Annotated in this window: 14 protein-coding genes and 1 pseudogene; 9 read left to right on the top strand and 6 right to left on the bottom strand. The window is 40.0% G+C overall.

Annotated elements, in window-relative coordinates; genetic code table 11:
- Positions 1-401: 401 nt before the first annotated feature.
- Positions 402-746, bottom strand: coding sequence for a hypothetical protein (locus H4J54_RS14720; protein WP_182191763.1), 345 nt, complete (start codon positions 744-746; stop codon positions 402-404).
- 749 nt (positions 747-1,495) lie between these two features.
- On the opposite strand from H4J54_RS14720, the gene H4J54_RS14715 reads away from it, so the two are divergent.
- Positions 1,496-3,856, top strand: a complete 2,361-nt coding sequence (locus H4J54_RS14715; RefSeq protein WP_182191762.1) for an EAL domain-containing protein — start codon at positions 1,496-1,498, stop codon at positions 3,854-3,856.
- A 160-nt stretch (positions 3,857-4,016) separates the two neighbouring features.
- Positions 4,017-4,997: pseudogene (locus H4J54_RS14710) on the top strand (putative bifunctional diguanylate cyclase/phosphodiesterase); the annotation flags it as partial.
- 204 nt (positions 4,998-5,201) lie between these two features.
- On the opposite strand, the gene H4J54_RS14705 reads toward H4J54_RS14710, so the two are convergent.
- Together H4J54_RS14705 and H4J54_RS14700 are read right to left on the bottom strand one after the other, a co-directional pair.
- On the bottom strand, positions 5,202-5,930 hold the full coding sequence (locus H4J54_RS14705) for a class II aldolase/adducin family protein (RefSeq protein ID WP_182191761.1): 729 nt from the start codon (positions 5,928-5,930) through the stop codon (positions 5,202-5,204).
- Positions 5,931-5,977: 47 nt separating this feature from the next.
- Positions 5,978-7,114 carry a TauD/TfdA family dioxygenase gene (locus H4J54_RS14700; protein WP_182191760.1) on the bottom strand — a complete coding sequence of 379 codons (1,137 nt, stop codon included), beginning with the start codon at positions 7,112-7,114 and terminating at the stop codon, positions 5,978-5,980.
- A gap of 403 nt (positions 7,115-7,517) precedes the next feature.
- On the opposite strand from H4J54_RS14700, the gene H4J54_RS14695 reads away from it, so the two are divergent.
- Together H4J54_RS14695 and H4J54_RS14690 are read left to right on the top strand one after the other, a co-directional pair.
- The gene (locus H4J54_RS14695) at positions 7,518-8,159 is read left to right on the top strand and encodes a DUF5610 domain-containing protein (protein WP_182191759.1); all 642 of its coding nucleotides are present in this window, start codon (positions 7,518-7,520) and stop codon (positions 8,157-8,159) included.
- Positions 8,160-8,583: 424 nt separating this feature from the next.
- Positions 8,584-9,477, top strand: coding sequence for an HNH endonuclease (locus tag H4J54_RS14690; protein ID WP_182191758.1), 894 nt, complete (start codon positions 8,584-8,586; stop codon positions 9,475-9,477).
- A gap of 278 nt (positions 9,478-9,755) precedes the next feature.
- Here H4J54_RS14690 and putA read toward each other — a convergent pair whose 3' ends face one another.
- On the bottom strand, positions 9,756-13,592 hold the full coding sequence (putA, locus tag H4J54_RS14685; RefSeq protein ID WP_182191757.1) for a bifunctional proline dehydrogenase/L-glutamate gamma-semialdehyde dehydrogenase PutA: 3,837 nt from the start codon (positions 13,590-13,592) through the stop codon (positions 9,756-9,758).
- Between the two features lie 1,268 nt (positions 13,593-14,860).
- On the opposite strand from putA, the gene H4J54_RS14680 reads away from it, so the two are divergent.
- Both H4J54_RS14680 and H4J54_RS14675 read left to right on the top strand, forming a co-directional pair.
- The gene (locus H4J54_RS14680; protein WP_182191756.1) at positions 14,861-15,880 is read left to right on the top strand and encodes an FHA domain-containing protein; all 1,020 of its coding nucleotides are present in this window, start codon (positions 14,861-14,863) and stop codon (positions 15,878-15,880) included.
- Positions 15,881-16,063: 183 nt separating this feature from the next.
- Entirely contained in the window at positions 16,064-18,820 is a 2,757-nt protein-coding gene (locus H4J54_RS14675; RefSeq protein ID WP_182191755.1) for a serine/threonine-protein kinase, read from the top strand.
- Between the two features lie 10 nt (positions 18,821-18,830).
- On the opposite strand, the gene H4J54_RS14670 is transcribed toward H4J54_RS14675, so the two are convergent.
- Both H4J54_RS14670 and H4J54_RS14665 read right to left on the bottom strand, forming a co-directional pair.
- Complete coding sequence (locus tag H4J54_RS14670) at positions 18,831-19,325, bottom strand: hypothetical protein (protein WP_182191754.1); 495 nt, start codon at positions 19,323-19,325, stop codon at positions 18,831-18,833.
- A 351-nt stretch (positions 19,326-19,676) separates the two neighbouring features.
- On the bottom strand, positions 19,677-20,069 hold the full coding sequence (locus H4J54_RS14665) for a hypothetical protein (protein ID WP_182191753.1): 393 nt from the start codon (positions 20,067-20,069) through the stop codon (positions 19,677-19,679).
- A gap of 518 nt (positions 20,070-20,587) precedes the next feature.
- On the opposite strand from H4J54_RS14665, the gene iadA reads away from it, so the two are divergent.
- The 3 genes from iadA to cphA all read left to right on the top strand — a co-directional run bounded on the left by iadA (position 20,588) and on the right by cphA (position 25,643).
- A complete protein-coding gene (gene iadA / locus H4J54_RS14660; RefSeq protein ID WP_182191752.1) occupies positions 20,588-21,775 on the top strand; it encodes a beta-aspartyl-peptidase in 1,188 nt (395 codons plus the stop codon).
- An 8-nt stretch (positions 21,776-21,783) separates the two neighbouring features.
- Positions 21,784-22,608 carry a cyanophycinase gene (locus tag H4J54_RS14655; protein ID WP_182191751.1) on the top strand — a complete coding sequence of 275 codons (825 nt, stop codon included), beginning with the start codon at positions 21,784-21,786 and terminating at the stop codon, positions 22,606-22,608.
- 215 nt (positions 22,609-22,823) lie between these two features.
- The gene (gene cphA / locus H4J54_RS14650; RefSeq protein WP_182191750.1) at positions 22,824-25,643 is read left to right on the top strand and encodes a cyanophycin synthetase; all 2,820 of its coding nucleotides are present in this window, start codon (positions 22,824-22,826) and stop codon (positions 25,641-25,643) included.
- Positions 25,644-25,669 lie beyond the last annotated feature (26 nt).

The following is a 25,669-nucleotide window of genomic DNA, read 5'->3' as shown; positions in this document are numbered from 1 at the left end:
TGTATGTTTTTATAAAATCCTTATAGTTAAAACTAACCACAGTTTTTATATCTTTTTTTGACAATCAATTTAACTACCTTGTTTTTATTAACACAAGTATATGAATTAAATTACATATATTGGTTTTTTATAACTCGAAAACTATAGCACTGGAGTATTAGTATTAAAATATGAATAAATATGCATATTTAGTGATTATTTGTTACTGCCTAATGTGGGCACTTTTAGTGGTTAACTTTGTGTCATTAATAGTGAATTAAACTCAAGTTCTGTAACGGTTACCTTTATGTGCAAAGGGTAATTTTAGTGCTGTTTATAGTGAGATGATTGTTTTATTTTTTGTGGGCCGCACTTGTTAAGGGGCAATTTTTAGGATTAGGATTTTAGGGTTAGATTGTCGACTAATGAATAGTGTGTTGTTGCTTGTCCCATAGACTGCCTTGCCAATGAGAGATGGTTCCAGCCGCTTCGCAACTATCGCAATGCCACTCAATAAGGCTCAGGTTAATACACTTTGCTTCAATGTCTCCCTCACAATTGATTTGCTCAGCGCGAGTGTTGCATTTCAAATTTACAGCCACTAAGTCAATATCAACTATTGGCTGCTCTATACGCTTAGAAATACGCTCAGAAACCGATGATACAATTTTACTGAGAAATTTGAACACTGTTTTTGCTTGTTCAGTCAGGGCGAGTAACTTACCTTCTTCGTCCAGAAAATGTCTTAAATCTGCTTTTAACGCCATAGGTTTTTTCGCTCAAAGTCTGCTGATGCGCCTAAGATATAGTACTTAAAGCTTTTGGTACATTATTTTTCAGTTAATACTTTTCAGTTAATACTTTTCAGTTAATCTTATTAAGCTGATAGTCGGGTTGGACAAACTTTCAGCTCAATATCAATTCCAATGAGTTAAAATCTCAAATTATTGTGACACGGACAGGTACAGGGTTTTAAACAATTGGTCAACTTGAGTCAGTAAAGTGCAGGCAGTGACAGGTTTTAAGTCTTTATACCTGAGAAAAAATACTTTTGATGTCAGAGTTAAAGTGCCTGAGTGCAAGGGAGGTAAGGCTTTATTCACGGACTGAGAAACTAAGTGTTGCGGTGGTTATTTTAGATCGCATTTTATCTATTGTTGTTCTTTAGCGTGTTTACTATATTACTGATACTGATTGTTGCTTACACTAATTCTCATCAGCAATTGATGAATACAGCCTACCAGCAGATACTTCAGCTAAATTAATGGCTGAACATAAGGTGGCTTTAGCTGCTTAGTAGTTATGTACTTTAAAGTTGAATCTGCCTAACTTAAATGTGTTAGAGTCAAAATGGTATAATTAATTACCTTATTTTTCCTGTATTTGTAGCGTAAAGGTGAAAGTAAGGTGGTGGCATTTTTATTGCTTATATCAGTTCGTTAAGGTCTTTAGATCTGTCGCATGGAGCACATAGTTAAATTTTTAATATCAGCAAATGGACCTGAGGACTATCTTTATGAATCGAATTTTAGAATTTCGCAAGATGTATCAAGCCAGCTTGGGTCGATATATGGTCATTTGTATGACGGGGTTATTACTCATTACTGGTGCCTTGTTTTGGTGGACAACATATAGCCAGCTTGCATCAAGTTTCGATGATTTTGACGTTAGCTTTTATCAAACGGAATTGAAGAGAGTTGACAGTGTGTTAAAACAGCATCAACTCGCATTTGAATTGCAAATAAAAGACTATGCCCACTGGGATAGTACAGAAGCATTCGTCTTAGGCGACTATCCTGTTTATATAGAAGAGAACTTTACCCCAATATCGCTGGAGAACAATCAGCTCAGCGGCTATATGATGACCAAACTTGATGGCTCGTTTGCCACTCCCCCTATGATACTTGTCGATGGCGCTATTATTCCGATGCCCGCAGACATGAGGTCTGCATTAGCTCCCTTGTTACCGAGATTAATGACTCCCGATAAACTGACCGCCAACACCGGCCTATTTTGGTTTGATAGTCATGCCATTTTGGTTGCTGGCGTGACCATCACAGATTCTAATGAATCAAGATCCCCAAGTGGTTACCTGTTTTTTTTACGTCATTTTGATCGCTCGATATTGGATGGCTTTAAATCGTTAACCTCTGTGGATTTTACTTTACTGCCGCAGCTCGAAAATAATAAAGCAGACATTAAGGTACAGTACTTGTCTGACTTAGCCGAGCCCGCATGGTTAATAAGTAAAAGTCTGGATAATTTACCCGCTATAATTCAAGTACAGGGGGAGACACATTTAAAAAAAGAACGTTACATGAGCTTTATGTTATTGGGGGCCAGCGTTGTGGGTTTGATACTACTTTCATTGCTCGGTATTTATCTAACCCTTCATTTTAATATTCTGAAAAGACTGTCTATTTTTTCTCAGCTTGCGGATCAACATCGACTGACACCAAACCTGCTAGTACGCTGGCCAGTTAAAAATAACGATGAACTTGATAATCTTGCTTCTGCTTTGAATGAGTTAATGACCAATGTGGAAGTGAGGCATAAAGAAATGAGCTTTCTTGCAGACCATGACCCTCTGACGAGATTAGGTAATCGGCGCTTATTATTGAAAGAGCTCGATGCCAATATTCATCGGCAGCAGCGCCATCCTACTTTTGTCAGCACGCTGTTGTTCATTGATCTCGATGAATTCAAATTACTCAATGATGGGCTAGGACACACTGCGGGAGACGACATCCTTAAACTCATGTCCCAGCGTATGCTCTTACAAGTACGCAATTACGATACGGTTGCTCGTTTAGGCGGTGATGAATTTGCTATCTTGCTTAATGACACCGACTTGGAGATGGCACGGTCTTTTGCCGAGAGACTACTGGTTGAAATAACTCAATCCTTTGAACATAGCGGTGAAAATTTTAGTATTAGAGCTTCCATCGGACTAACGGCAGTAACCGCTAGTCTCAGCAAAGAAAATCTCCTCAGATATGCTGATTTAGCAATGTATGAAGCCAAACGACTGGGTAAGGGACAAGTGAGCCTTTTTAAAATGGCTCTGCTCGATGTCGTTTCTCGCCGGATGCTGTTAGAGCAAGCACTAAACTCCGCGCTTAACGATAATCAGCTTGAGGTATGGTTTCAACCAATAGTCGATTTGCACAGTGGAGAAGTGGTCAGCATAGAGGCGCTATCACGTTGGTCATTTGCCGGAGAATTTATTCCACCAAATGAGTTCATCCAGATTGCTGAAAAAACCGGCATGATTATCACACTGGGACAACAATTATTCGACAAGGTAGGTTTAGCTCTGCAAGAGTTAAGGGGAGAACACCCTTATCTTCAGTGCAATATTAATTTATCGGTTAGGCAATTCCAGAATAAGGATTTATTTACCGAGATCACCACCTGCCTAAATAAATATCAGTTGCCCTCGTCAGCCTTCCATTTAGAACTGACGGAAAGTATGGTGATAGAGGCCGAAAAAGATATTTTACCTGTAATGCAAAAATTCATCGAGCATGGTTTTAAATTTCATTTAGATGACTTTGGCACGGGATATTCTTCGCTCGATCGTCTGAGGAACCTGCCTTTTGATACACTGAAAATCGATCGTGGCTTTGTGACTCCGCTAGGGGAGGGAGATGATCTTATGGCCCGAAATATTATCAATATAGGCAAAGAGTTGGGTATGAATATTATTGCAGAAGGCGTTGAGACTCAAGTTGAACTGGATAGATTAGTGCAGTTAGGATGTTCTCAAATTCAAGGTTATTATTTTGCCAAACCTATGCCCTTAAGCGCACTCAAAGACTGGCTGTATAGCAAACAGCATCAGGTGGTACAAATGAAATCTAAACGAAAAACCTAAGATTCCAAATCAGGCTCTGTAATAACTTAACTTTAGACCTAAATCCCTATAATTTAGTTAAAAAATAGAAAAGCCTTTACGCTCGTTATTGTGCATTAGTGGATTGCACAGGCCGTTGTATTCGAGATGATAAAGCAGGTTATATAGCGCAACATCATAGCCTGTTGCCTTAGGTAATCTGGTATTAACTGTATCAGCCAGTATTGGCGCTACCCTGTATCCGCAAGATAATGCGGAGGCAGACTTGCTGATACGCCATGCTGACCAAGCTATGTATGTGGCTAAAGAGTCGGGTAAAAATGGTTATCATTTATTTGATACCGCTGAAGATGTCGCCAGTAAATTACAACTCGACAACCTAAAGACTATTCGTCGCGCATTAGACCAGCATCAATTTGTCCTTCATTATCAGCCTAAAGTTAATATGAAGACAGGCTTAGTGATGTGGGTTGAGGCGCTTATTCGTTGGCAACATCCCGAGCGAGGCTTATGAAACCCCTTTGAGTTCTTGCCCTTAATTGAAAATAACCCGATGAGTATCGAAATGGGTGAATGGGTTATTGATACAGCATTGAGACAAATGAGCCAATGGCAAACCAGTGGTCTTATTTTACCCACAGGTATAAGTGTAAATATTGCTGCCATGCAATTACAACAGCCTGACTTTACCAAGAGACTCTCTAGGCTACTAGCCGCTCATTCGGATGTTGAAGCACGCCATTTAGAACTAGAAGTGTTAGAAACAAGTGCCTTAGATGATGTGACTCGGGTCTCAACCACCATGCATGACTGTATGGCGTTAGGGGGAAACTTTGCTTTAGATGATTTTGGTACTGGCTATTCGTCTCTGACTTATCTTAGACGTTTACCTGTCAGTCTGATTAAAATAGATCAGAGCTTTGTGCGAGATATGTTAATTGATGTTGATGATTTGGCCATTGCTGAAGGCGTCATTGCTTTAGCTAAATCATTCAAACGTGAAGTGATTGCAGAAGGCGTTGAAACGATAGAACACGGCACAGCATTATTGCAACTGAGCTGTGAATTAGCACAAGGTTATGGCATTGCCAGACCTATGCCTGCTAGTGATATTCCCGCGTGGATTAGTCGCTGGAAACCTGATGTTAGTTGGCAAAGCTAAATAAAACGCTGCATGGCTTGCAACCCATCCAAGTTAAAATGAGACCAGATTAACTCTGGGCTCATTCAGGCCAAGTTCAGACCTAATTCAGATCTAATTCAGCTCTAACTATTGCCTGATGTTGGCATAACGCTTGATCAAAGATAGTTTTTTGTCACACAACTGAGACATTTTAAAGCGCAAGTAGGGAGTAATAAGTTATTATTACTCCCGATACGAGCTACCCTTTTTATCTAGCATAGCTTTTTGCTGCTCAAAATGAGCGTAAGACTGGCCTCGAAACTCATCCCAACTTTCTGCTGTTTGTCGCGCTAGCTCATCAGAGAGAATATTCAGAGGCTGGCCAGTGGAATAAGCCAACACCATAGTCTTACAAGCTTTTTCCAGATAATACAGATCCTCAAAAGCTTCGGCGATCGTCGCGCCAGTAACCGTAATACCGTGATTACCCATCATTAAAGCATTTTTACCGGCCAGGCTATCCACGATACGTTTGCCTTCTGCATCACTGGTGGCAATACCGCCAAAACTTTTATCATAGGCGATGCGTTCAAAGAAGCGCGCGGTGTTGTTATCAATGGGCAATATACGTGGATCTTTTAACGTTGAGAGGACAGTTGCATAGGTAGAGTGCAGGTGCAGAATAACCCTAGCTGTAGGCAATGACGCATGCATGTTGCCATGAATAGTCCAAGCCGAAGCATCAGGCGCTTGGTCAGTCTGCATAATACTATCGTCTTCACTATCCAGTAACTGTAGGTTACTCGCCGTAACATTTGAAAAATGCATCCAACGAGGGTTCATCAAGAACTGTTTACCATCAGTAGAGACCGCAGCGCTTAAATGATTGGCGACTGACTCATGCATATCCATTTCATAAATAAGCCTAAAAGCAGCAGCCAAATCGACGCGTAATTCTTGTTCTGTTTGCATTTTTCTTATCCTCAATAGGTTTCGACTGATTACGCCTCTAGTGATGGCTAAAGTGGCGCCGTTATTTCTGCTTCTGCTGTTGGATAGCTAGCACGTAAAACACGGTAAACACTGCGCAAATCGCCTCGGTCAACATAACAGCCCCGTAAGTGCCTTGCGCCACTGCCCTTGATAAAGGAAGCTCGGCCGTGAGCGATGCGGTGGTTGTCGAACACCATACACTCGCCAGCATTTAGGCGGAAGGTCATCAAATATTGAGCGTCTTGTAGCATCTGTCCAAACTTACGAAAAGCAGGATAAAAAGTATCCATTTCACGCTGAGAAAAATCAAATACATCCGCTAAGTGCTGACTAAAATTAATACCACTAACCTCACCATTATTAGGGTCGAGTTCGATTATTCGCTGCTTAGTGCGTACATCTTGATAGTGGGTGGTATAGCGATACGGCACTTCGTATTCTGTCAGTATTTTGAAGTATTGTGGATAGCTTTTTTTTAAGGCGTTGGCCACGGTAGTTGCATCGACAAACAAGCTGTTGCCGCCTTCTGCATCATTAACCCTACAGTGTAAGAACTGGATACCTGGAGCCAGTTCTTCTGCAGGTAAATCAGTATGTAACTCAAGTGCTTTGCTGGTGTAAGCAAGATTTTCAGGATTGGCTTTAGACTGGACATCAAAGGTGTAACCAGAAAAAGATGGGCGCACAGTGCCAAACAGTTCGCATAGGGTTTTCAGCCCTTCGTTTGAATTTGGCATATCTTGGATTAGGGCAACACCTTCATCTAACATCGCCTCTGCCCAATCAGCTACACTGGCAGGGTTAGCTATAACATCGTCATAGCTAAAACGCGCCATGTTTGGGTAGTGATCGCCATACCAAGTTTTACGGGCACGAACGGCCAAATCACCATGATTTTCTCCCTTGTGCCAACGTTCAAGCCAGTCTAGGTTGTAACGACTTTGATAGCCATCGCTCCAAATAACTTCCAGTGAGGCTGCATTTATCCAGGCGCTTGTTGCGTGTAAATCATCAGCTTCATCAAGAATATCAAAGGTGCGTTCCTGAGTGCTGCTATCCCATGAGGTGGCACAATTATCGCGTAACCAGAAGTAATTGAAATAGACCATTTCTGCGTTCATCGGGAGTTCTATACCGGTTTTCAGTAATACAATGTTAGACATTCAGCAACGCTTATTTTTTGTTTATTTTAAAATTGAAATTGTATCATTTAGGCCATGTAATGTCGAAAACCCCAGGGGGAAATCACCGTGTTAAGTGCTTAATAAGTGTCATTGTTTTTTATAAAAATGATTAAAGCTGGACGGTATTCCTTATCGTTAGCCATGCCAGTAGCTAGTGAAATAATAAGGTCTGCATAGGCTAAAATTAACCCGTAATGGTCAAGGGGAAATTGATGATTAACACTCTCATTGTCAGTCATGATCTTTGACAGTTTTTGATAAATTAACCTTGTGATGATAAATGTAAGCTTGTGTTGAGTGAGATAGTTACAGCGTAAACTTAAGTTACACTTAATGGTGCCGATACTTGTTATATATGCTTTGATAAACCGAGGTAAATTTTATGAGCTCAACCATTAAACCTAATGATGCCTATAGTCAAGATGTTCGAACATTAGCAAACGCATCAGATAAAACCTTGAACAAGCCAAAGGGGCAGCAAATATCTGAGCTGGCTAATGATAAAAATATTGTTAAAGCAGAAGGCTCTATTTATGCCAACAATAAAAAACAGCTTAATGCCGCTATTATAGAGTCTTCACTGAAGTTCAATACCACAGTGGGCGATCAGCCGCTGTCATTGTTGTTAAAAACGGCCTTACAGGGCATAAACGAAGCGCTTAAAGAAACTGGGGCTGATAATCGTGTTGAAAGTAGCGCTGAAGACAGTTATCAGTCGGGGCTTGATTTCAGCCCTGAAGCAACAGCGGAGCGTATTCTTGCTTTTAGTACTCAGTTTCTAGGTGCTTATCAAGAGCAGCATCCTGAAATGGCGGCAGAAGAATCGTTAACGGCTTTTGTTGATATTATCAGTGGCGGTATAGAGCAAGGTTTTACTGAAGCCAAAGGTATTTTAGCTGATTTAAAAGTATTGGCGGGCGATATTAGCCATAATATTGATAAAACTTATCAGTTGGTGCAAACAGGGCTAGCGTCTTTTGCCGAGGCTTTAAGTGCTAAAAAAGCAGAGCAGGCTGAACCCTAACAAGTAAAATAGTCGGCTATTTAGCCAGCGGTAAGCGTTAATTTTACCGTGAATTACGGCTATGCTGAGCCACTTTAAAACAATTGTTTTTGGCAGTTCTGTCAATTATATTTAGTTAAATGACAAACTAAAACAAGGTGTTAATATTATTTTTCGCGTTGATCTAGTTGCACGTTGACCCAATTGTTTAAGTTAGCGCTTGCAGCGCTAATAAATAATCCAGTTAAGCTATAAAGTTAATCTCATCGCCATACTTTATAGTGATGAGCGCTAGGCAGTAATTTATTCAGCGACTGTTATTTTTACCTATATCAGTAATTTTTAATTTATTTGTACTGATTTAACTCACTTTAGTGCAGAATCAATTGTAATGGCTTTATAAGCTATGTAATTTTATAAATCACTTTTGAAAGGAGTACGTCAGTTGTCTAGGAAAAAATTTATCGAGTCTCATGGTGGTACAGCGAATAATTGGAGAACTGATTTTTCATTTGTAAACCATGCAGCTAAGTTTGTTATTTTTGGGGCTTGGGATACTCATACTCAAGAGGGACGGAGCTTAATCCTTGATAAGGATTGGGAGCAAAATAAAAAAGGTAGAAAGCAAGCTGGTTATATTCAAGCGCTAGAGCATATTAGATTAGTTGCAGAGGAAGGTTATCAACTAAAAACCTTTCCAATAATTGAAGATGTGGACTATGTAGATGCCACGGATAGCGGCAAAACCAGCATCAAAGAGTTTATACAAACCTTAACGGATATGACCCTAAACTTCACTGATGATAAATGGTACGCAGAAGGTGCACACAAGCCTGAATATAGCGCAAAACCTATTGAAAAAGAGGCGGTAGATCTGTTAGAGATAGCCAATTTAGCTATCGAAAAAACAGAAAAAGAAAAATTAATCATGTGCCGAGTTGGACAAGGGCAATTTAGAAAAAACGTTATTGATATTTGGGGTAATGGCGAGACATGTGCACTGACAGGTATAAATATTGCTGAAATGTTAGTCGCTTCTCATATTATTCCGTGGGCAAAATGTGAAGACAATAAGCAAAGGTTAGATGGCGTAAATGGCATTTTATTATGCTCTCATGTTGATAAGTTATTCGCTAAGCATTTAATTACTTTTGAGAAACAAAGAATGCGCTATATTATCAAAATTGCCCATAGCCTGGATCTAGCTTTATTAAAAAGTATCAGTATTGAAAAGGGGTTAGAGCTAGCTATAGCTCGCATGCACCCTAGGTTACAATTGAGATTTGATGAATATATTCTTGAGCATAATAAAGTTTTTGCCATGAAGGATGTTAAATAACACCCGCGATGGTTTTTTATCCTTGTCTAGCGATTGTAGATACCGCTTGATTGGCTAAGCAGAGCAAGCGGCTTGCTAAAAATACCGGGCGATTTAAGGTGTCGATTAAACTGATAGCTGACAGCGAATAAGCCATAACTCTTCACCCATATATCATTTAGTAGTTAAAAAAAACGGGCATCATCAGACGCCCGTTTTCAGTTTACACTTAATACCTAATACCTAATACCTAATAGTTAATACCTATTCGTTTGGTATTAACTATCTCTCATTAACGATTAATCTTCTTCAACTAAAGTCATTAGTGACGTGTTGCCACCAGAGGCTGTCGTGTCAATGCTAATGGTTTTTTCTGTTAATAAACGCTGAATCAAGTGATCAAAATATTCAGAACTGATCACAGGTAATATTGCCCCTGAACGTTCAGCTAATTTCTCACTGATAAAGTGCTTACGATCACAATGACTGTCTACAACAATACCTGATAATGCAGGATGCGCCAGCATAGTCGTTAAGTGACATAACTTAGCCACTTGGAAAACATCTGCATCTTGGCCGGTAGCAATGAACTTATCTCTAAAGGCAATCGCTTCATCATAATACAAATCAGAGACCACAGTAATAACGGTATTGCCCGTTGCCAATGCCGTTACAATAGAAAGTAACCAAAAATGAAAGCTAACATTTTTATCGGCAAAACAAATGATATTGCCGCGGTTTTCCAAATAAAGCACATTAGACTCACCCGTTGGCCCAGGTAAAAACGTTGGCTTTTTCAAACGCTTTTCAATACTAATTAATTGTGAACGAGCTGATTTTAAGGTGCGGTTTAAATCGTCAGCTAAATCTTCAACAATTTCAACATGGGCAATTTTTGCTAACAATTGACGTACAGAAGAAAGGCGAGTATTTAACTCAGTTAAGCGCCAGCCTTTTTCTGCTGCATTAGCCTTGTCCATAAACAATACGGCTTCTTTTTCCGCTTGTTCACCACCGTCTAAAGCTTCTACTTGCCATGGTAGTAATTTAAATTGCTCAGCATCGGGTGTGGCTTTTTCTATCACTAAACGCGTGAGGTAATTTGGCCCACCTGCTTTTGGTCCAGTACCTGACAGGCCACGACCACCAAATGGTTGTACACCGACAATAGCGCCAATCATATTACGATTGATATAAACATTGCCAGCACGTGATAACTTGGCTAAATCAAAGGCACGGTGTTCAATACGGGTATGAATACCCATAGTTAAACCAAAACCTGTACCATTAATTTTATCTACAACCGCTTCTACGTCATTGCCTTTAAAGCGCACAACATGTACACAAGGACCAAATACTTCCTTCTCTAGCACGCTAATGTCTTTAATTTCATAAAGTCGTGGCGCAAAAAAGAAATGTTCGTTCTGTGCTACTTCATCTGTTATCTCACTGGCAATAGGGCATTGGTACAGCAGTTTGCCATGAGTTTTCATATAGTCGCTGTGAGCATTGAGGGCATCTAATGCTTTTTGATCTATCACTGGACCTATGTCTGTGCTTAATTTTTCTGGGTTACCCACATGTAATTCTGCTAATGCACCTTTGAGCATAGTAATAACGTCATCAGCAATATCTTCTTGTAAAAATAACACTCGCAGCGCCGAACAGCGTTGACCTGCAGACTGAAATCCTGAAGAAATAACATCATCAACCACTTGCTCAGGTAGGGCGGTAGAGTCAACTATCATGCAGTTTTGGCCACCGGTTTCTGCGATAAAGGGGACTTGATCGCCACCTCGGTCAGCCAAAGTTTGTGAAATAATAGTGCCGGTTTCAGTAGAGCCGGTAAACATAACGGTTTGAATACGAGCATCAGGAACAATAACGCTGCCCACTTGACTGCCTCGAGCAATAACCGCTTGTACAACGCCTTCAGGTAAGCCAACTGACTTCATTAATTCAATGGTGCGTAAGGCAATTAAACTGGTTTGTTCGGCAGGTTTTGCTAATACCGTATTACCTGTGGCAATAGCGGCAGCCACTTGACCTAAAAATATAGCTAATGGGAAGTTCCAAGGGCTGATACATAAGACAACCCCACGCGCTTCTAAGCGTTCATCGGCGGCAACTTCAACCGCTTGCTGTGCGTAATAACGACAAAAATCAACGGCTTCACGCACTTCATCAATACCGTCTTGGGCTATTTTACCCGCTTCTTTAATACACAAGGCAATGAGCTCGTCGGTATGACGTTCAAGAATATCAGCCACGCGGCATAATAAATCAGCGCGTTCAGATACTGGCGTTTTTGACCATGTAGTAAATGCTGTTTCTGCCGTATCGATCATCTCAAGCATGGCGGCTTTGTCGTGCAGATGATGAAAGCCAATGATTTCACTATGGTTAGCTGGGTTCTTAACCGCAATAGCCCCTTCGGGGATATCATTTTTATTAAGCAGGTGCTCAACAAACCAGTAATCTAACGAGGCTTTTAACGGCGTGATGACACTAATGTCGGTTAAATCTAAGCCTTTAGAATTATCACGGCCAAGACCTTTGGCGTCATGATATAAGGCAATAGGTCTAAGTATTTGGTTGTTATACTTATCTTTTAAGCGTTGAGTTCTTTCAACTGGGTCTTCAAGTAAAGACTCGACCGGTTGCGACTCATCAACAATGGCATTGACAAAAGAAGAGTTAGCGCCATTTTCTAATAAGCGACGGACCAAATAAGCTAATAATTCTTCATGATGGCCAACCGGTGCGTAGATGCGACATTGAATGTTCTCAAGTGACACAATTTGGTCGTACAAAGAATCTCCCATGCCATGTAAGCATTGAAATTCAAAACCTTCTTTATCATCACCGGCAAGTTCAACAATCGTTGCTGCGGTGTAAGCGTTATGTGTGGCAAACTGTGGGTAAATAGAATCTCTATATTCTAATAATTTATTGGCACAGGCATGGTAAGAAACATCGGTAGAAGACTTACGCGTGAAGACTGGAAAGTGGTTAAGACCCTCTTTTTGAGTGTTCTTTATTTCTGTATCCCAATATGCACCTTTGACTAAGCGCACCATCATTTTTCGGTCAACACGTACGGTTAAGTCTCGTAACCATTCAACAACAAAAATAGCGCGTTTTTGATAGGCCTGTAATGCCATACCAAAACCATCCCAACCGGCTAATTCACTGTCACTAAATACCGCTTCAATAACATCAAGCGATATATCTAAGCGCTCAGACTCTTCTGCATCTACGGTCAAGCCAATGTTATAACTTTTTGCTTGCAGGCAAAGCGCTTTTAGTTTTGGTACAATTTCAGCCATGACACGTGCTTGGTGGCTAAACTCATAACGAGGATGAATAGCCGAAAGTTTTACTGAAATACCTGGTACTCTGCGTGGGTCGTTTTTACCTGTAGCACGAGCCACTTTACCAATAGTTTCTATCGCATCTTGATAAGCTTTAAAATAGCGGTTAGCGTCGTCCATTGTGCGAGCGCCTTCACCTAGCATATCGTAAGAGTAAACATAACCTTGCTGTTCTTTTGTCGCAGCACGCTCAGTGGCTGCTTTGATCGTTTCGCCCATCACAAACTGCTTACCCATAATTTTCATGGCGTAGTTCATTGACTTACGAATAACAGGCTCACCTAAACGGCCAATAACTTTTTTCAATAAACCAAAGCTATCTTTTTTGCGCTTATCAGCATAATTAACCATAGTGCCGGTAATTAACAAGCCCCATGATGAAGCATTTACAAATAGTGAGTCACTGCTACCAAGATGACTGCTCCATTGTCCTTGAGAAATTTTGTCACGAATTAAGGCATCTTGCGTATGCTTATCAGGTACACGTAGTAAGGCTTCAGCCAAACACATTAATACCACACCTTCTTCGCTTGATAGAGAGTATTCCTTTAATAAAGCATCTATTGCGCCAGTACCCGATTGGTCTTGGCGAATTTTTAACACCATTTTACGCGCTCTTTCCCAAGCACGACTTCGAGCACTAACATTCACTTCTGCTAGTGGCAAAATATGATCTACCGCTGTATTTTCATCAATACGATAAAATTCACGAATTTTCTGACGAATTGGGCAATCGGTGATAAATGAATCATTAAAAAGCATAGGTTTTTCCTCAAAATAACTAAGTAGTAGCGTGGTACTAGTTAGCGATAGTTACATTAATTTTAATTGTGCATTCTAATTAAAACTTAACCGTATGTGCTAGTTAAATTTTGTTTTTAAGCCATTTAAAATAGCGCTAAAATACCATCTCACCATAGAATGTATTTGATGTTAATAAATTTAACATCTGTAAAGCTAAGTAAAGTAATCATAACTAGACATAAAAGCCAAAATCAACATCTTATTTGCATAGAAATAAATTTATGGAACCGTCAAAGTATAAGTAGCTAAAGACCAACAAGCGACTTTCTTAAAATTGTTATAGAGCGGTTTTGTGGTTTTTTAGCTGTGAAAATAGAATATTTTAATAAGAGTTGAATATATTTACCCGTAATATGAATATCACCAATAGTGTTATTACCTTGTCGATAACTGTGCAACAACTATAGTGCTGCGTGCACCTGAAGCTTCTTCATTGAGCATGCTTTAGGTAGCAGCTTACGGGTAATGTGATCTTGATAGGTTTTACACTTTGGACAATAGCTAATCTAGATGCTCTATAAAGTGAGTTCTTATCAAAGAAATTAAGCGTTTACTTTTTACGCTTGTATTCTCATTTGAATAAAAAATAATTTATTTGACCGTTATAGTTGAACCTGTAACACGCCAAATGGAGTGTTTTTCAATTAAAATTAACACTCAATAATGAAAAATATTATATCGGCTGATACCAACATGAAAATATTGTAGTGGGCTTTCTGTATCAGGCAGACAATGAAAAGTTAATTTTGATATAAATGAGATTCTTGTTTATTTGAAACTCGTCATAGCAATTTTGGGAGTGTACATATATTAACTTCGCACAATAATTTAAGTTACTGGATTAAGCTTCTAAATGGGGTTGAATAAGGTTTGATGCGTTAAGTTACATGTTATGTTTAAAGCTGACCTTTCAGGGCGACTAGTAGTTATTCAGCGATTTACCGTCTAGTGAAACCAGGGAAGTCCATATTTCCCCTTCTGCGATAGATACAATCATCATGAGGCCAGTTTAAAGTTGTAATAACAAGGTCGCTATTCCTATTTTTGATACTAACTGCAGAAAAACATTACGATCATTAGATAAATGTACTTACTTGCTCCGCTAGATAAGGCAGAATAAACACCTGAGGTGTTTTTAGTTGAGATAAATAGGTATATTGATCATTCGTCATTTATCAGCTGTTAATCATATTTGATGAGCACCGATATCAAAATGAGAGGAAGTGATGGCCGCTTTACTGAATAATCAAACTCAACAAAATTGTTTATTACAATCACACCATAGCTTTGGTCGACTTAAAAGCTCGGTGAATACTTTTATTTCGGATGTTTTTGTTTCTAAAATTCATGCCTTTATTGAATGGAACGATCAACATTGGTTGCTGCGCGATGTTAGTAGTAATGGCACTTGGGTTAATGGCCAAAGATTAGCACATGATCAAGTGGCTCAACTTAATGTTGGTGATGTGATCGCTTTTGCTAGTAAGTCAGGTTATGCCTTTGAAGTGCATGACGTAAATCCTCCTTGCGATTGCCTTATCCCTGTTGAGCATAATAGTGCGGCCATTGAATTAGAATATTTCCATTTATTACCGAGTAAAAAGTCTCACAATCGTGTGCTAAGCTATAACAGCCAAACCTACTCTTGGTGGCAAGAAACCCTTGATGATAACCTTAGTCAGTCCACAAGGGCGGCTGAATTGAATGATCAAGAATGCTTAGATATTGATGGTTTAACATGGCAATTACAAATAAACCGCACAATAGAAGATACCCAACTACTCAGACCCAATGTTACCTCGCTCGATGAATTAACCTTTTTGTTTCAAACCAGTTTAGATGAAGAGAGCACCCATGTTGTTATGCAAAATGGTGAAGAACATATTGATTTATTCACGCGTAGTCACCATTACCTAAGCCTTTGTTTAGCGCGTCAACGTGCTAAAGATATGCAAGCAGGTGTCGACGACAGTGAACAAGGTTGGGTGTATGCTGAATTACTAGCGAAAGATTTAGGCTTTGATGCTAGTCACTTAAATATTCAAATTTACCGTATGCGTAAACAATTTGTCGACGCACTAAATAATTCTTGCGAATCCAGTAACATTATTGAACGCAACGCCGGAAAATTACGCTTGGCAAGTAAGTTCTTTTGTATTACTAAAGGCGATAAAATTGAATGTGATACTCGCCAATTTACGCATCAAGAGTCTAACCAGCACGTTAGCCAATACGTGAACCACTAAAGCCATTTGTCCGTCAAGCCATTCAATTAATATTGTCTGGCGCTTGTTTTGACGTAAATTAAGCGCTACTTGGTTATAGCAATAAATAAAAGCTAAGCTCGATATAGCGGCATTGTCATATGATTATTGCCTTATAATAATAAAACGCAGTCAAGCATGGTATTGATTTGATATGGTCAAAAAGTGAAACAAACCGAACAGGTTAATCAGCTTAATCAAGAGAATGAAACACTTACTATCTCGATTGCGGATACGCAGTGTAGCCAGCAAGTTTTACTTTCTGATGATGAACAAGCGGGACAGGAAAAACAGCTGAAACACAGTAGTATGGCGCACTTTAAAATTATCGATATTTTAGGTAAGGGCGGCATGGGGGCGGTGTATAAAGCTAAAGATCTAGCTTTAGCGCGCTTTGTTGCAATTAAAATGCTGGGTATCAGTGATGCTCAGCAGCCATTAATACTGGCTGAAGCTAAAATTATTTCTCAACTTAATCATCCCAATATCGTGACGGTTTATGATATTGCCCGTGATGGTGACGCTAATTTTATTGTTATGGAGTGGGTTAACGGGCGTCCGTTAGATAGGGTTATTCCTCCACAAGGCTTGGCGTTAAATATTGTTATCGATTATGCCAAGCAAATGGTGGCAGCCCTTGCTTGTGCTCATCAGCAACAGATTATTCATCGTGATATTAAGCCACAAAATATTATGGTCGATGTTAACGACCGCATTAAAATACTTGACTTTGGCATTGCCTCGCTTATCGACCCTGATAAAGCTTTGGCAGGGCAAGAACCTTTAGCAGCGCAAGAGCCGGTAGCTGAAGAAGCAAGGTCGCAAACGTTGCCAACAAGTATTGAAGGTTCGCCACAATATATGGCGCCGGAGCAAATTCAAGGTCAAGCGAGCGATGCACGCTCTGACTTGTTTTCTTTGGGTATTGTTTTGTACGAAATGTTGACTGGCGTTAAACCATTTTTAGGCTTGAATTTACCACAAATTAGGCAAGCTATTACTGATGGCGAATATACCTCTCTAGCCGAGCTTGAAGCGGAACGTAAGGCTGAGCGTGAAACTGAACATAAGGAAAAACTGCCTGCTGAGCTCATTGCCTTGGTTGACAAGCTACTAGCAACAGCGCCATCAGCACGTTATCAAAGCGCAGAGGCCCTGGCACAAGATATTGCTGCTATTGATGAAAAAATTAACCATAAAAAGAATTGGTGGCAGCAACAACACTGGCTAACACAAAGCTTATTAATCATCACAGTAAGCGCGACACTTGCTTGGAGTGTGCGTGGGGTTTTATTTCCACCAAGTACTCAAGAGCTGATTGCTCGACAATTAGTCGAGTCGAAAAAAATAGCTTTTTTACCGTTCGATAATATTAGCGGCGATCCGGTGTTGCAAATATTCAGTGATGGTATCGCTACTATGCTCAGTAGTGATTTAGCAGAAGTGGGTTATCAACAAGGGGACGCAAGTACTTGGGTATTACCCGCCAGTGAAATTAGGCAGCTTGAAGATCCTAGCGTGACCAGTATTTATAACAAATATGGCGTTGATGTGGTTATCACAGGTAGCATTCAGCATATGGGGTCGACCCGTAATATTCATTTAAGCTTGGTCAATGGCGCCGATGGTCGGCAGTTAAAGTCGCTGCAATTAACCATTGATGCCAATCAGTTGTTCGCCGCACAAAGTCAAATTCGCCAGCAAGTGATGGACTTACTCGGCTGGCAAATACCGGCAACGTTAAGCCAACAATTCGCCGCGCAACAACCGGTTTTTGACGGTGCTTATAAATATTACTTGCAAGGACAGGGCTATCTGTATCGCTTTGACCATGGTGATAATATTAATCAAGCCCTGACATCATTTCAGGCGGCTATTGAGCTTGACCCTAAATATGCTGATGCTTATGTTGGCTTGGCAGAAGTACAGCTACGTAATTTTATAGAGTCCAAAGACGTTAGTTGGTTAGTACCCATGCGACGCACAATTGAACAATTGCAGCAGATCAATATTAATCATCCTATGCTGAGCTATTTACAAGGCGAACTTAAACTGAAGCAAGGGGATTATAGTAATGCGGTTAAGTTATTTACTCATAGCCTTGAGTTAAATCCAAATTTTTTAAAGGCATATACCAGCCTTTCATTGTCATTTATTCAATTGGGCGAGTTACTCGAAGCTGAGCGGATATTAATGCAGGCTTATGATTTAATGCCGAATAATATTATGGTGTTGACAGATTTAGGGGCTTATTATTTTGAAAGTGGTGACTATCATAGGGCCATAGAATACTTTGCCTTGCTAGCAAAACAAACGCCTAATAACTATATTTCTTATCTTAATCTTAGCGCTTGTCATTACCTCAATGGCGATATACAAAAAGCAATTTTAGCGGCGCAACAATCCTTGGTGATTCAAAAAAATTCCGATGGCTACGCTAATCTAGGCACTTATTATTTCATCTTAAGCGACTATGAAAAATCTGTGGCGGCTTATGAACAGATGATCGCGTTAAATGATAGTGATTACATCAACTGGGGAAACTTAGCTGACGCTTATCGTTTTGCCAATAATGACAAATATTTTGAAAGTTTTAAACAGGCCATATTACTAGCAGAGCAAGCATTGCGACTCAACCCTTATAACAAAGAGGCGATTTCATCATTAGCCTATTATTATGCGAATTTAGATAATATTGAAAAAACTAATTTTTATGCCAGAAAAATTAGTGACAAAGATCTCGGCGAAGATCAATTTTTTATTGCCGCCGCTTATGCCCGTGTAAATATGGTCGAAGCGGCTTTAGATTACTTAGTTTTGGCGATTAATAATAATTATTCTATTGCTGAAATTACCAACTCTCCTTTGCTTAATAACCTGAAAAGTGAGCTGGCATTTCAACAATTAATTGATAACAACTAAAGCGAGTATATTAACCTCTTTTTATTTTTACTCTAGGATCCCAAGCGATTGAGAACTTGTCACCGTTAAGCTTAAAGTGAATATTAATAATAACCTTGTCCATTTCTACTGCGCCTTCAGTTATTACTGCTTTATAGCTCACCTGCGCTTTACTCTCTGTCGATACTCGATGTAAGTCAAAACGATTTTGTAAAATGCTTTTCCATTTAAATTTCGCTTTGTTGTTATTAGCACCTATTTTCGGTTGTAGTGTACAGATCACAGTATCCCCATCAGTGATTTCAAATGGTGGATCTATTTTATGTTCACCTGCGCTATCGGAAGAATAATAAAAATAATCGATTTCTTGTTCTGCAGTAATATAAGTGATTTTTCGGCCTTTGCCATTAAATTGGTGCGCTAGGGCGCCGTTATTAATATCGTTAGCCAGTTTGCTGAAATCCATATTGACATAAAAGGCGATATTTTCAGGTGCTGTTTCGTTAGCAGTTTGCGCAGTGATCATATTTTTGATCCTTGGTTCATATTAGTTATCGGATTAGTAGCAGATATTAATATTGCATATTTTTTATCAAAAAATGCGAAAGTCAGGCGAGCTATTTTAGGTTATATCTTTGAGGGCATGTTTGTCAGTTTATTAAAAATAAGGCCATTTATACGACTTCCATTAAGCTTTTGCTCTTGTCGTGTGGAGGGAAAGTGTAGCGGGTAAGACGCTCAATTGAGCAATAACGTTCTATTGGGATTGAGGGTACAGGTATTTTAGTTCCGACAGCACTTAAGTACTCACATCCATGTGGGCAACGCTGACATGGCATGTTTTAACCCGCACAAATGGGCAATAATTTAATTGTTATTATTTAGTCAAATTTGAAAAAACTGCTTTGATTTTATCAGCAAGCGTAAAGTGTTGTTTAGGCTGTACCGGTAATTTGTTGTTTCCATTCATCAATACGTGGTCTTGTTCAAATAGTTTTATGGTAATAATCTCGGTAGGTTTTAGCCTTGTTTGCTGGTCAGCTTTAGCCATTACTTGCGTGTGCACTAATTCATGGCTTTTATTATTAATGTCGTTGCCTGTTTCGTGACTACGGATGTCATCATTGTTGATGAAACCGTATGATCTAGCGTCAATTTCTATATCATCGAAGTTAAAATCTATAAATAGTTCATCAGGATTAGATGCGCCAGACTTATAGTATTCACGCATAATTTTCATGTATTCAATGAATGTTTTTGGTACGCTCATTATGCTCTCCAATTTAAAACTTCCTTTTTAAATTATTTATTTTTAATGGTTTATATTGTTTTAGCAGTGATTGTTAGTTGCTCTAAATCCAGTCGCTATTACTTTGCAACGCGCTTAGTTAGCGCGGGCAGCTGACGATATAAATGATTAGATGTTGGTTAATAATTGAGTCATTCGTTATCTGTTTTAAGCGCTACCGGTATCGTAGCTAATAGGGGAGGTGGATAACCATTACACGACATTACACGGCTCATGAAATAAAATATTCTTGCCTGCTATGTGGCTTAAAAAATAACAATGATTAAATTGAAAAAAGCATATTTAAGATTTTTAAGCGTGTTGGCTTTACATTGTTAGGGTCTTTGCAAGGTATGCTTGGTGGTAAAATATCAAGTGTGTTACAATTATTGATACTCTTTCTTACTGTTCTCACTGTTGCTTTAGTTTGCTTGCTAATATTATTTATTGTTTAACATAAATAATATTAGCAAGCTAAATACAACGTCACTGTATATATCATGAAAAATAATCAAACAATGCTGACATTATTACGTAATGTAAATATTTACGCACCTGCGCGCCTCGGCATTAAAGATGTGTTGATTGCCGGTAATAAAATTGCCGCTATCTATGAGCCTGGAAAAGGGCAAATCGATATTCCTAAGCAGTGGCACGTTAAGGTCATTAATTTTGATGGTGCGACCTTAACGCCAGGTTTTATTGATAGCCATGCCCATATTACCGGTGGCGGTGGCGAAGCAGGTTTTGCAACGCAAGTACCGCCTGTTGGCCTCACTGAATTTACCCATGCGGGTGTGACTACCGTGGTGGGCCTACTTGGCACTGATGATACCACCCGTAGTACTGAAAATTTATTAAGTCGAGTTTATGGCCTGCGTGAAGAAGGCTTGTCTGCTTACTGTTGGACCGGAGGATATCATTATCCTTTAACCACTATTACGGGCAGCGCTAAGTCAGATATCGTTTTTCTTGAGCCCGTGATCGGTATTGGTGAGTTTGCGATTAGTGATCACCGCTCTAGTCAACCCACATTTGAAGAAGTGATCCGCCTTGCCAGTGAAACCCATGTGGCGGGTTTGATCACAGGTAAAGCCGGCGTTATTCATTTTCATTTGGGTGATGGCGAAAAACGTTTGGCCTTAATTGAACAAGCGATTAGAGACACTGAGTTGCCAGCGCGGGTATTTAATCCCACCCATGTTAATCGTAACAAAGCTTTGTTTGAAGATAGTTGTAAATTACTTACTCAAGGGTGTCATATTGATCTGACGGCATTTCCGGCCGGCACAGCTCAACCCGGCTGGGAAGCTTGTGACGCCATTGAAATGGCGGTTGAAAGACAACTGCCCTTAGCACAAATAACCCTTAGCTCGGATGGCGGGGGTTGCTTGCCTTGTTTTGACCCACAAGGTGAATTACTGCATATGGATTTTGGTCGAGCGAGTACGCTAGGAGAAACTTTGGTGGAAACATTACATAAAGGTTTAGCACTTGAAACCGTACTCCCGATGTTAACGAGCAATGTCGCTAATATTTTACGCTTTAAAAGCAAAGGGCAAATTGCCGTTGGTTTTGATGCTGATTTATTGGTGATGAATGAAAAATATGTAATTACTGATGTGATGGCGCAAGGTGTATGGCACAAGCAAAACAATCAGACAATTATTAAAGGTACATTTGAATAGAGGTAGATATGTGTCCAGCTAAAACAACTGATGGTCAAAAACGGGGATTTGTAATTCCAATCGGGGGGGCAGAAGAACGTGTAAAGGATCCAATAATTTTACAACGTTTTGTTGAGCTGTGTGGTGGCGAAAATGCGTATATCGTTATTATTCCAACCGCTTCACAACTTGATGATACAGGATCTAATTACGAAGAGGTTTTTCATGAATTAGGCGTGCAAAAAGCCATTTCTTTGCCGATTAATGATCGTGAACAAGCGAATAGCGATGAATACCTCGCTGAATTGGACAATGCCACCGGTATCTTTATTACCGGCGGTAATCAATTACGTTTGTCTACTATTCTAGGCGGTACGCCGGTAGCGCAAAGTATTCGTAAACGTAATGCTGAGGGCGTTCACATTGCAGGTACATCTGCGGGTGCAGCCATTATGCCAGAGCACATGATTGCTGGCGGGCGCACGGGTGCTTTACCTAATGAAGAAGGGGTGACTTTTGCACCGGGCATGGGCTTAATTAATAAAGTGATTATTGACCAGCACTTTAGCCAAAGAAATCGCTTGGGACGTTTGTTATCAGCTATTTCATATAACCCTTTTGCTTCAGGCCTGGGTATTTGTGAAAATACTGCCGCCTTTATTGACTCCTCTGGGCTTTTAGAGGTAGTAGGTCATGGCAGCATCACGGTAGTTGACCCGTCAGACGTGTCGCACAGCTCAATGGCAGAGGCTAATAGAGGCGAAGCTATTACCTTAATCGGTCTTAAGTTGCATGTGCTGGGTCCAGGTGCGACTTACTGCATCAACGAAAGAATAGCGACACCCGCAAGTTAAGCTAAATTTTTAAAAAGCTCACCTCATTTCAGGTGAGTTTTTTGTTTTATTACAATGACCTAAATCCTTCCTTGATATCCCCACTCCCCGCTGAATAATATTTTTAGCAAGTAGTATGCTCACTATTCAAAGCGTGTTATCTTTTCTATATCGCGTCTAGCGTAGGCAGATATAAATAATAAAAAATGCTCTGAGAGTAATAAAAGGAAATCACGATGAAAATGCTATCTTCCAACGTTTATGTTGGCCCTAATGTTTATGCTCATTTTCCAGTGATTCGCCACATAGTGGATATAGGGATTTTGGAACAATATCCATCAGTTAAGCTAGGCCATGAATTTATCGATGGCTTAATCACTAACTTGCCCAGTTTAGATCAACACGGTTGCTCCTATGGTGAACCCGGCGGATTTCTTAGACGTTTAAAAGAAGATGAAGGTACTTGGATTGCTCATATTTGGGAGCATGTTACGCTCGAACTGCAATGTATAGCAGGTACTGAGGTAACCTTTGGTAAAACTCGAAGTACAGGTAAAACTGGCGAATACAATATGGTTTTCCAGTATAAGCAACGAAATGTAGGCCTTGAAGCAGCTTTGTTAGCTCGAAAATTATTAATTTCATTAATGCCCGAAAACATTAAAGCCGAATTGAAAACCCCGATTGAAGACGATTTTGATTTTCAGCAAGAAATGGCTGATTTTATTCGCTTTGCACAACGCAAAGAATTTGGTCCTAGTACGCAATCACTGGTTGATGCCGCAGAAAAACGTAATATTCCTTGGTTAAGATTAAACGAATATAGTTTGGTGCAATTTGGTCATGGTAAATATCAACAGCGTATTCAAGCGACTATTACTAGTGAAACTAGGCACATTGCAGTTGAAATTTCTTGTGATAAAGAAGACACACATAATTTATTAAACGATCTTGGCTTACCTGTTCCTCAACAGCGTATGGCGTATTCAGATACCCAAGCGGTAAGAATGGCAAAAAATATTGGCTATCCGGTGGTACTAAAACCGTTAAATGCTAATCATGGCCGTGGCGTATCTATTGATTTAACGACTGAAGAACAAGTGATCACCGCTTTTGCCTTTGCTCGTGAACATGGTACCAGCCGAGCGGTTTTAGTTGAGTCGTTTTTAACCGGTTTAGATCACCGTATGTTGGTGGTTAATGGTGAATTAGTCGCGGTGGCCAAACGTGTACCCGGTCATGTCATGGGTGATGGCGTTAATAGTATTAGCCAATTAGTGGATATTATTAATGAAGACCCACGTCGAGGTGTTGGCCATGAAAAAGTATTAACGCAATTAGAGATAGATACTCAAGCCATACGTTTACTCGGTGAGGCGGGCTTTACTGAGCAAACCGTACTCCCCCAAGGTGAAATATTTTACCTACGTTCAACCGCAAATTTATCTACCGGTGGAACGGCAATTGATATGACAGATGTGGTACATCCTGACAATAAAACCATGGCTGAACGTGCGGTACAAGCGGTTGGTTTAGATGTGGGTGGTGTTGATTTTTTAACCGCAGATATCACTCAATCTTATAAAGATATTGGTGGCGGTATTGTCGAAATTAATGCCGCACCTGGTTTTAGAATGCACGTAGCGCCCAGTGAAGGTAAGCCTAGAGATGTTGCGGGCAAAGTCATTGATATGTTGTTTCCGCCAGCACTACCTACACGTATTCCTATTGCCGGTATTACGGGCACCAACGGCAAAACCACCACTTCTAGAATGCTCTCGCATATATTAAAAAGTGCTGGGCATGTTGTTGGCATGACGTCTACCGATGGGGTTTATGTTGATGGCCAATTATCGGTTAAAGGTGATATGACAGGTCCGGTCTCATCGCAAATTGTTTTACGTGATCCCTCGGTTGATATTGCGGTATTAGAAACAGCGCGAGGCGGTATTGCTCGCTCAGGTTTGGGTTACTTAGAATGTGACGTCGCTGCTTGTCTAAATGTGCAAGCCGATCATTTAGGGCTAAGAGGCATAGATACGCTTGAGCAACTAGCTGAAATTAAACGTATTGTGGTTGAAGTTGCTACCGACAGTGTGGTACTCAATGCGGATGATCCGCTGTGTTTAAAAATGGCTGATCATACCAAAGCTAAAAATTTATGCTATGTCACCATGAATACGGGCCATAGTTTAGTTCGCGAGCATATCCGTGCTGGCGGTCGAGCCGTAGTATTAGAGAAAGGTATTAACGGTGACATGATCACCATTTTTGATAATGGTACTCATATCCCGCTGCTGTGGACGCATTTAATTCCAGCCACCTTAGAAGGTAAAGCACTGCACAACGTACAAAATGCTATGTTTGCTGCTGCCCTAGCTTATTGTTTAGACAAACCATTAGAGGCCATTCAACAAGGCTTAAGAACCTTCACAACAACCTTTTATCAAGCCCCGGGTCGAATGAACGTGTTTGATGAGCACAATTTTAGAGTGATACTTGATTATGCTCACAATGCTGATGGTGTGCGTTGTATGAGCGAGTTGGCGAGCAAATTAGAAGTTAAGGGTAAGCGTATTACTGTCTTGGCAGGACCCGGTGATCGTCGTGATGAAGATATCGTGAATATTGCTAAAGCGGCGGCTGGACATTTTGATCTTTATATTTGTAAAGCTGATGATAATCGCCGTGGTCGTGGTGAAGATGAAGTGCCTCAACTTTTAGCCGCCACATTAAAAGCTCAAGGTATTGATGAAGCTAAAATTTATTGTATTCCAGATGAAGTAGAAGCGATAAACAAAGGCCTAGAACTTGCCAGTAATGATGACTTATTAATGGTTTTTGGTGATGCGATAACACGCTGTTGGAAACAAATTATTCATTTCAATGGCGTTAATAAACCTGAGCATGAAACAGAGCAAACGCCACGTCAAACCGTGGTGTCTATGTTAGAAACTAGCGAGCCTGATACTTTTGTCTTGGAAACCGGCATGAGAATTGTTTCTGATGAACGCGGTGTGCGTGTGGTCTCTGAACACGATGAAGAAAGTGATTAAGCTTGCTAAGAAAAACCAACATCAAA

The organism is Colwellia sp. MB3u-8 (assembly GCF_014076985.1).
In the GTDB taxonomy this organism is placed as follows: domain Bacteria; phylum Pseudomonadota; class Gammaproteobacteria; order Enterobacterales; family Alteromonadaceae; genus Cognaticolwellia.
This window is presented reverse-complemented; position numbering and strand designations above follow the sequence as displayed.

What these genes read in the sequence shown, in the direction of transcription:
- iadA (WP_182191752.1), top strand. Translation starts at nt 20,588, where the DNA reads ATGAAAAATAATCAAACAATGCTGACATTATTACGTAATGTAAATATT.
- H4J54_RS14655 (WP_182191751.1), top strand. Translation starts at nt 21,784, where the DNA reads ATGTGTCCAGCTAAAACAACTGATGGTCAAAAACGGGGATTTGTAATT.
- H4J54_RS14670 (WP_182191754.1), bottom strand. Translation starts at nt 19,325, where the DNA reads ATGATCACTGCGCAAACTGCTAACGAAACAGCACCTGAAAATATCGCC.
- putA (WP_182191757.1), bottom strand. Translation starts at nt 13,592, where the DNA reads ATGCTTTTTAATGATTCATTTATCACCGATTGCCCAATTCGTCAGAAA.
- H4J54_RS14665 (WP_182191753.1), bottom strand. Translation starts at nt 20,069, where the DNA reads ATGAGCGTACCAAAAACATTCATTGAATACATGAAAATTATGCGTGAA.
- H4J54_RS14720 (WP_182191763.1), bottom strand. Translation starts at nt 746, where the DNA reads ATGGCGTTAAAAGCAGATTTAAGACATTTTCTGGACGAAGAAGGTAAG.
- H4J54_RS14715 (WP_182191762.1), top strand. Translation starts at nt 1,496, where the DNA reads ATGAATCGAATTTTAGAATTTCGCAAGATGTATCAAGCCAGCTTGGGT.
- H4J54_RS14680 (WP_182191756.1), top strand. Translation starts at nt 14,861, where the DNA reads ATGGCCGCTTTACTGAATAATCAAACTCAACAAAATTGTTTATTACAA.
- cphA (WP_182191750.1), top strand. Translation starts at nt 22,824, where the DNA reads ATGAAAATGCTATCTTCCAACGTTTATGTTGGCCCTAATGTTTATGCT.
- H4J54_RS14705 (WP_182191761.1), bottom strand. Translation starts at nt 5,930, where the DNA reads ATGCAAACAGAACAAGAATTACGCGTCGATTTGGCTGCTGCTTTTAGG.
- H4J54_RS14695 (WP_182191759.1), top strand. Translation starts at nt 7,518, where the DNA reads ATGAGCTCAACCATTAAACCTAATGATGCCTATAGTCAAGATGTTCGA.
- H4J54_RS14700 (WP_182191760.1), bottom strand. Translation starts at nt 7,114, where the DNA reads ATGTCTAACATTGTATTACTGAAAACCGGTATAGAACTCCCGATGAAC.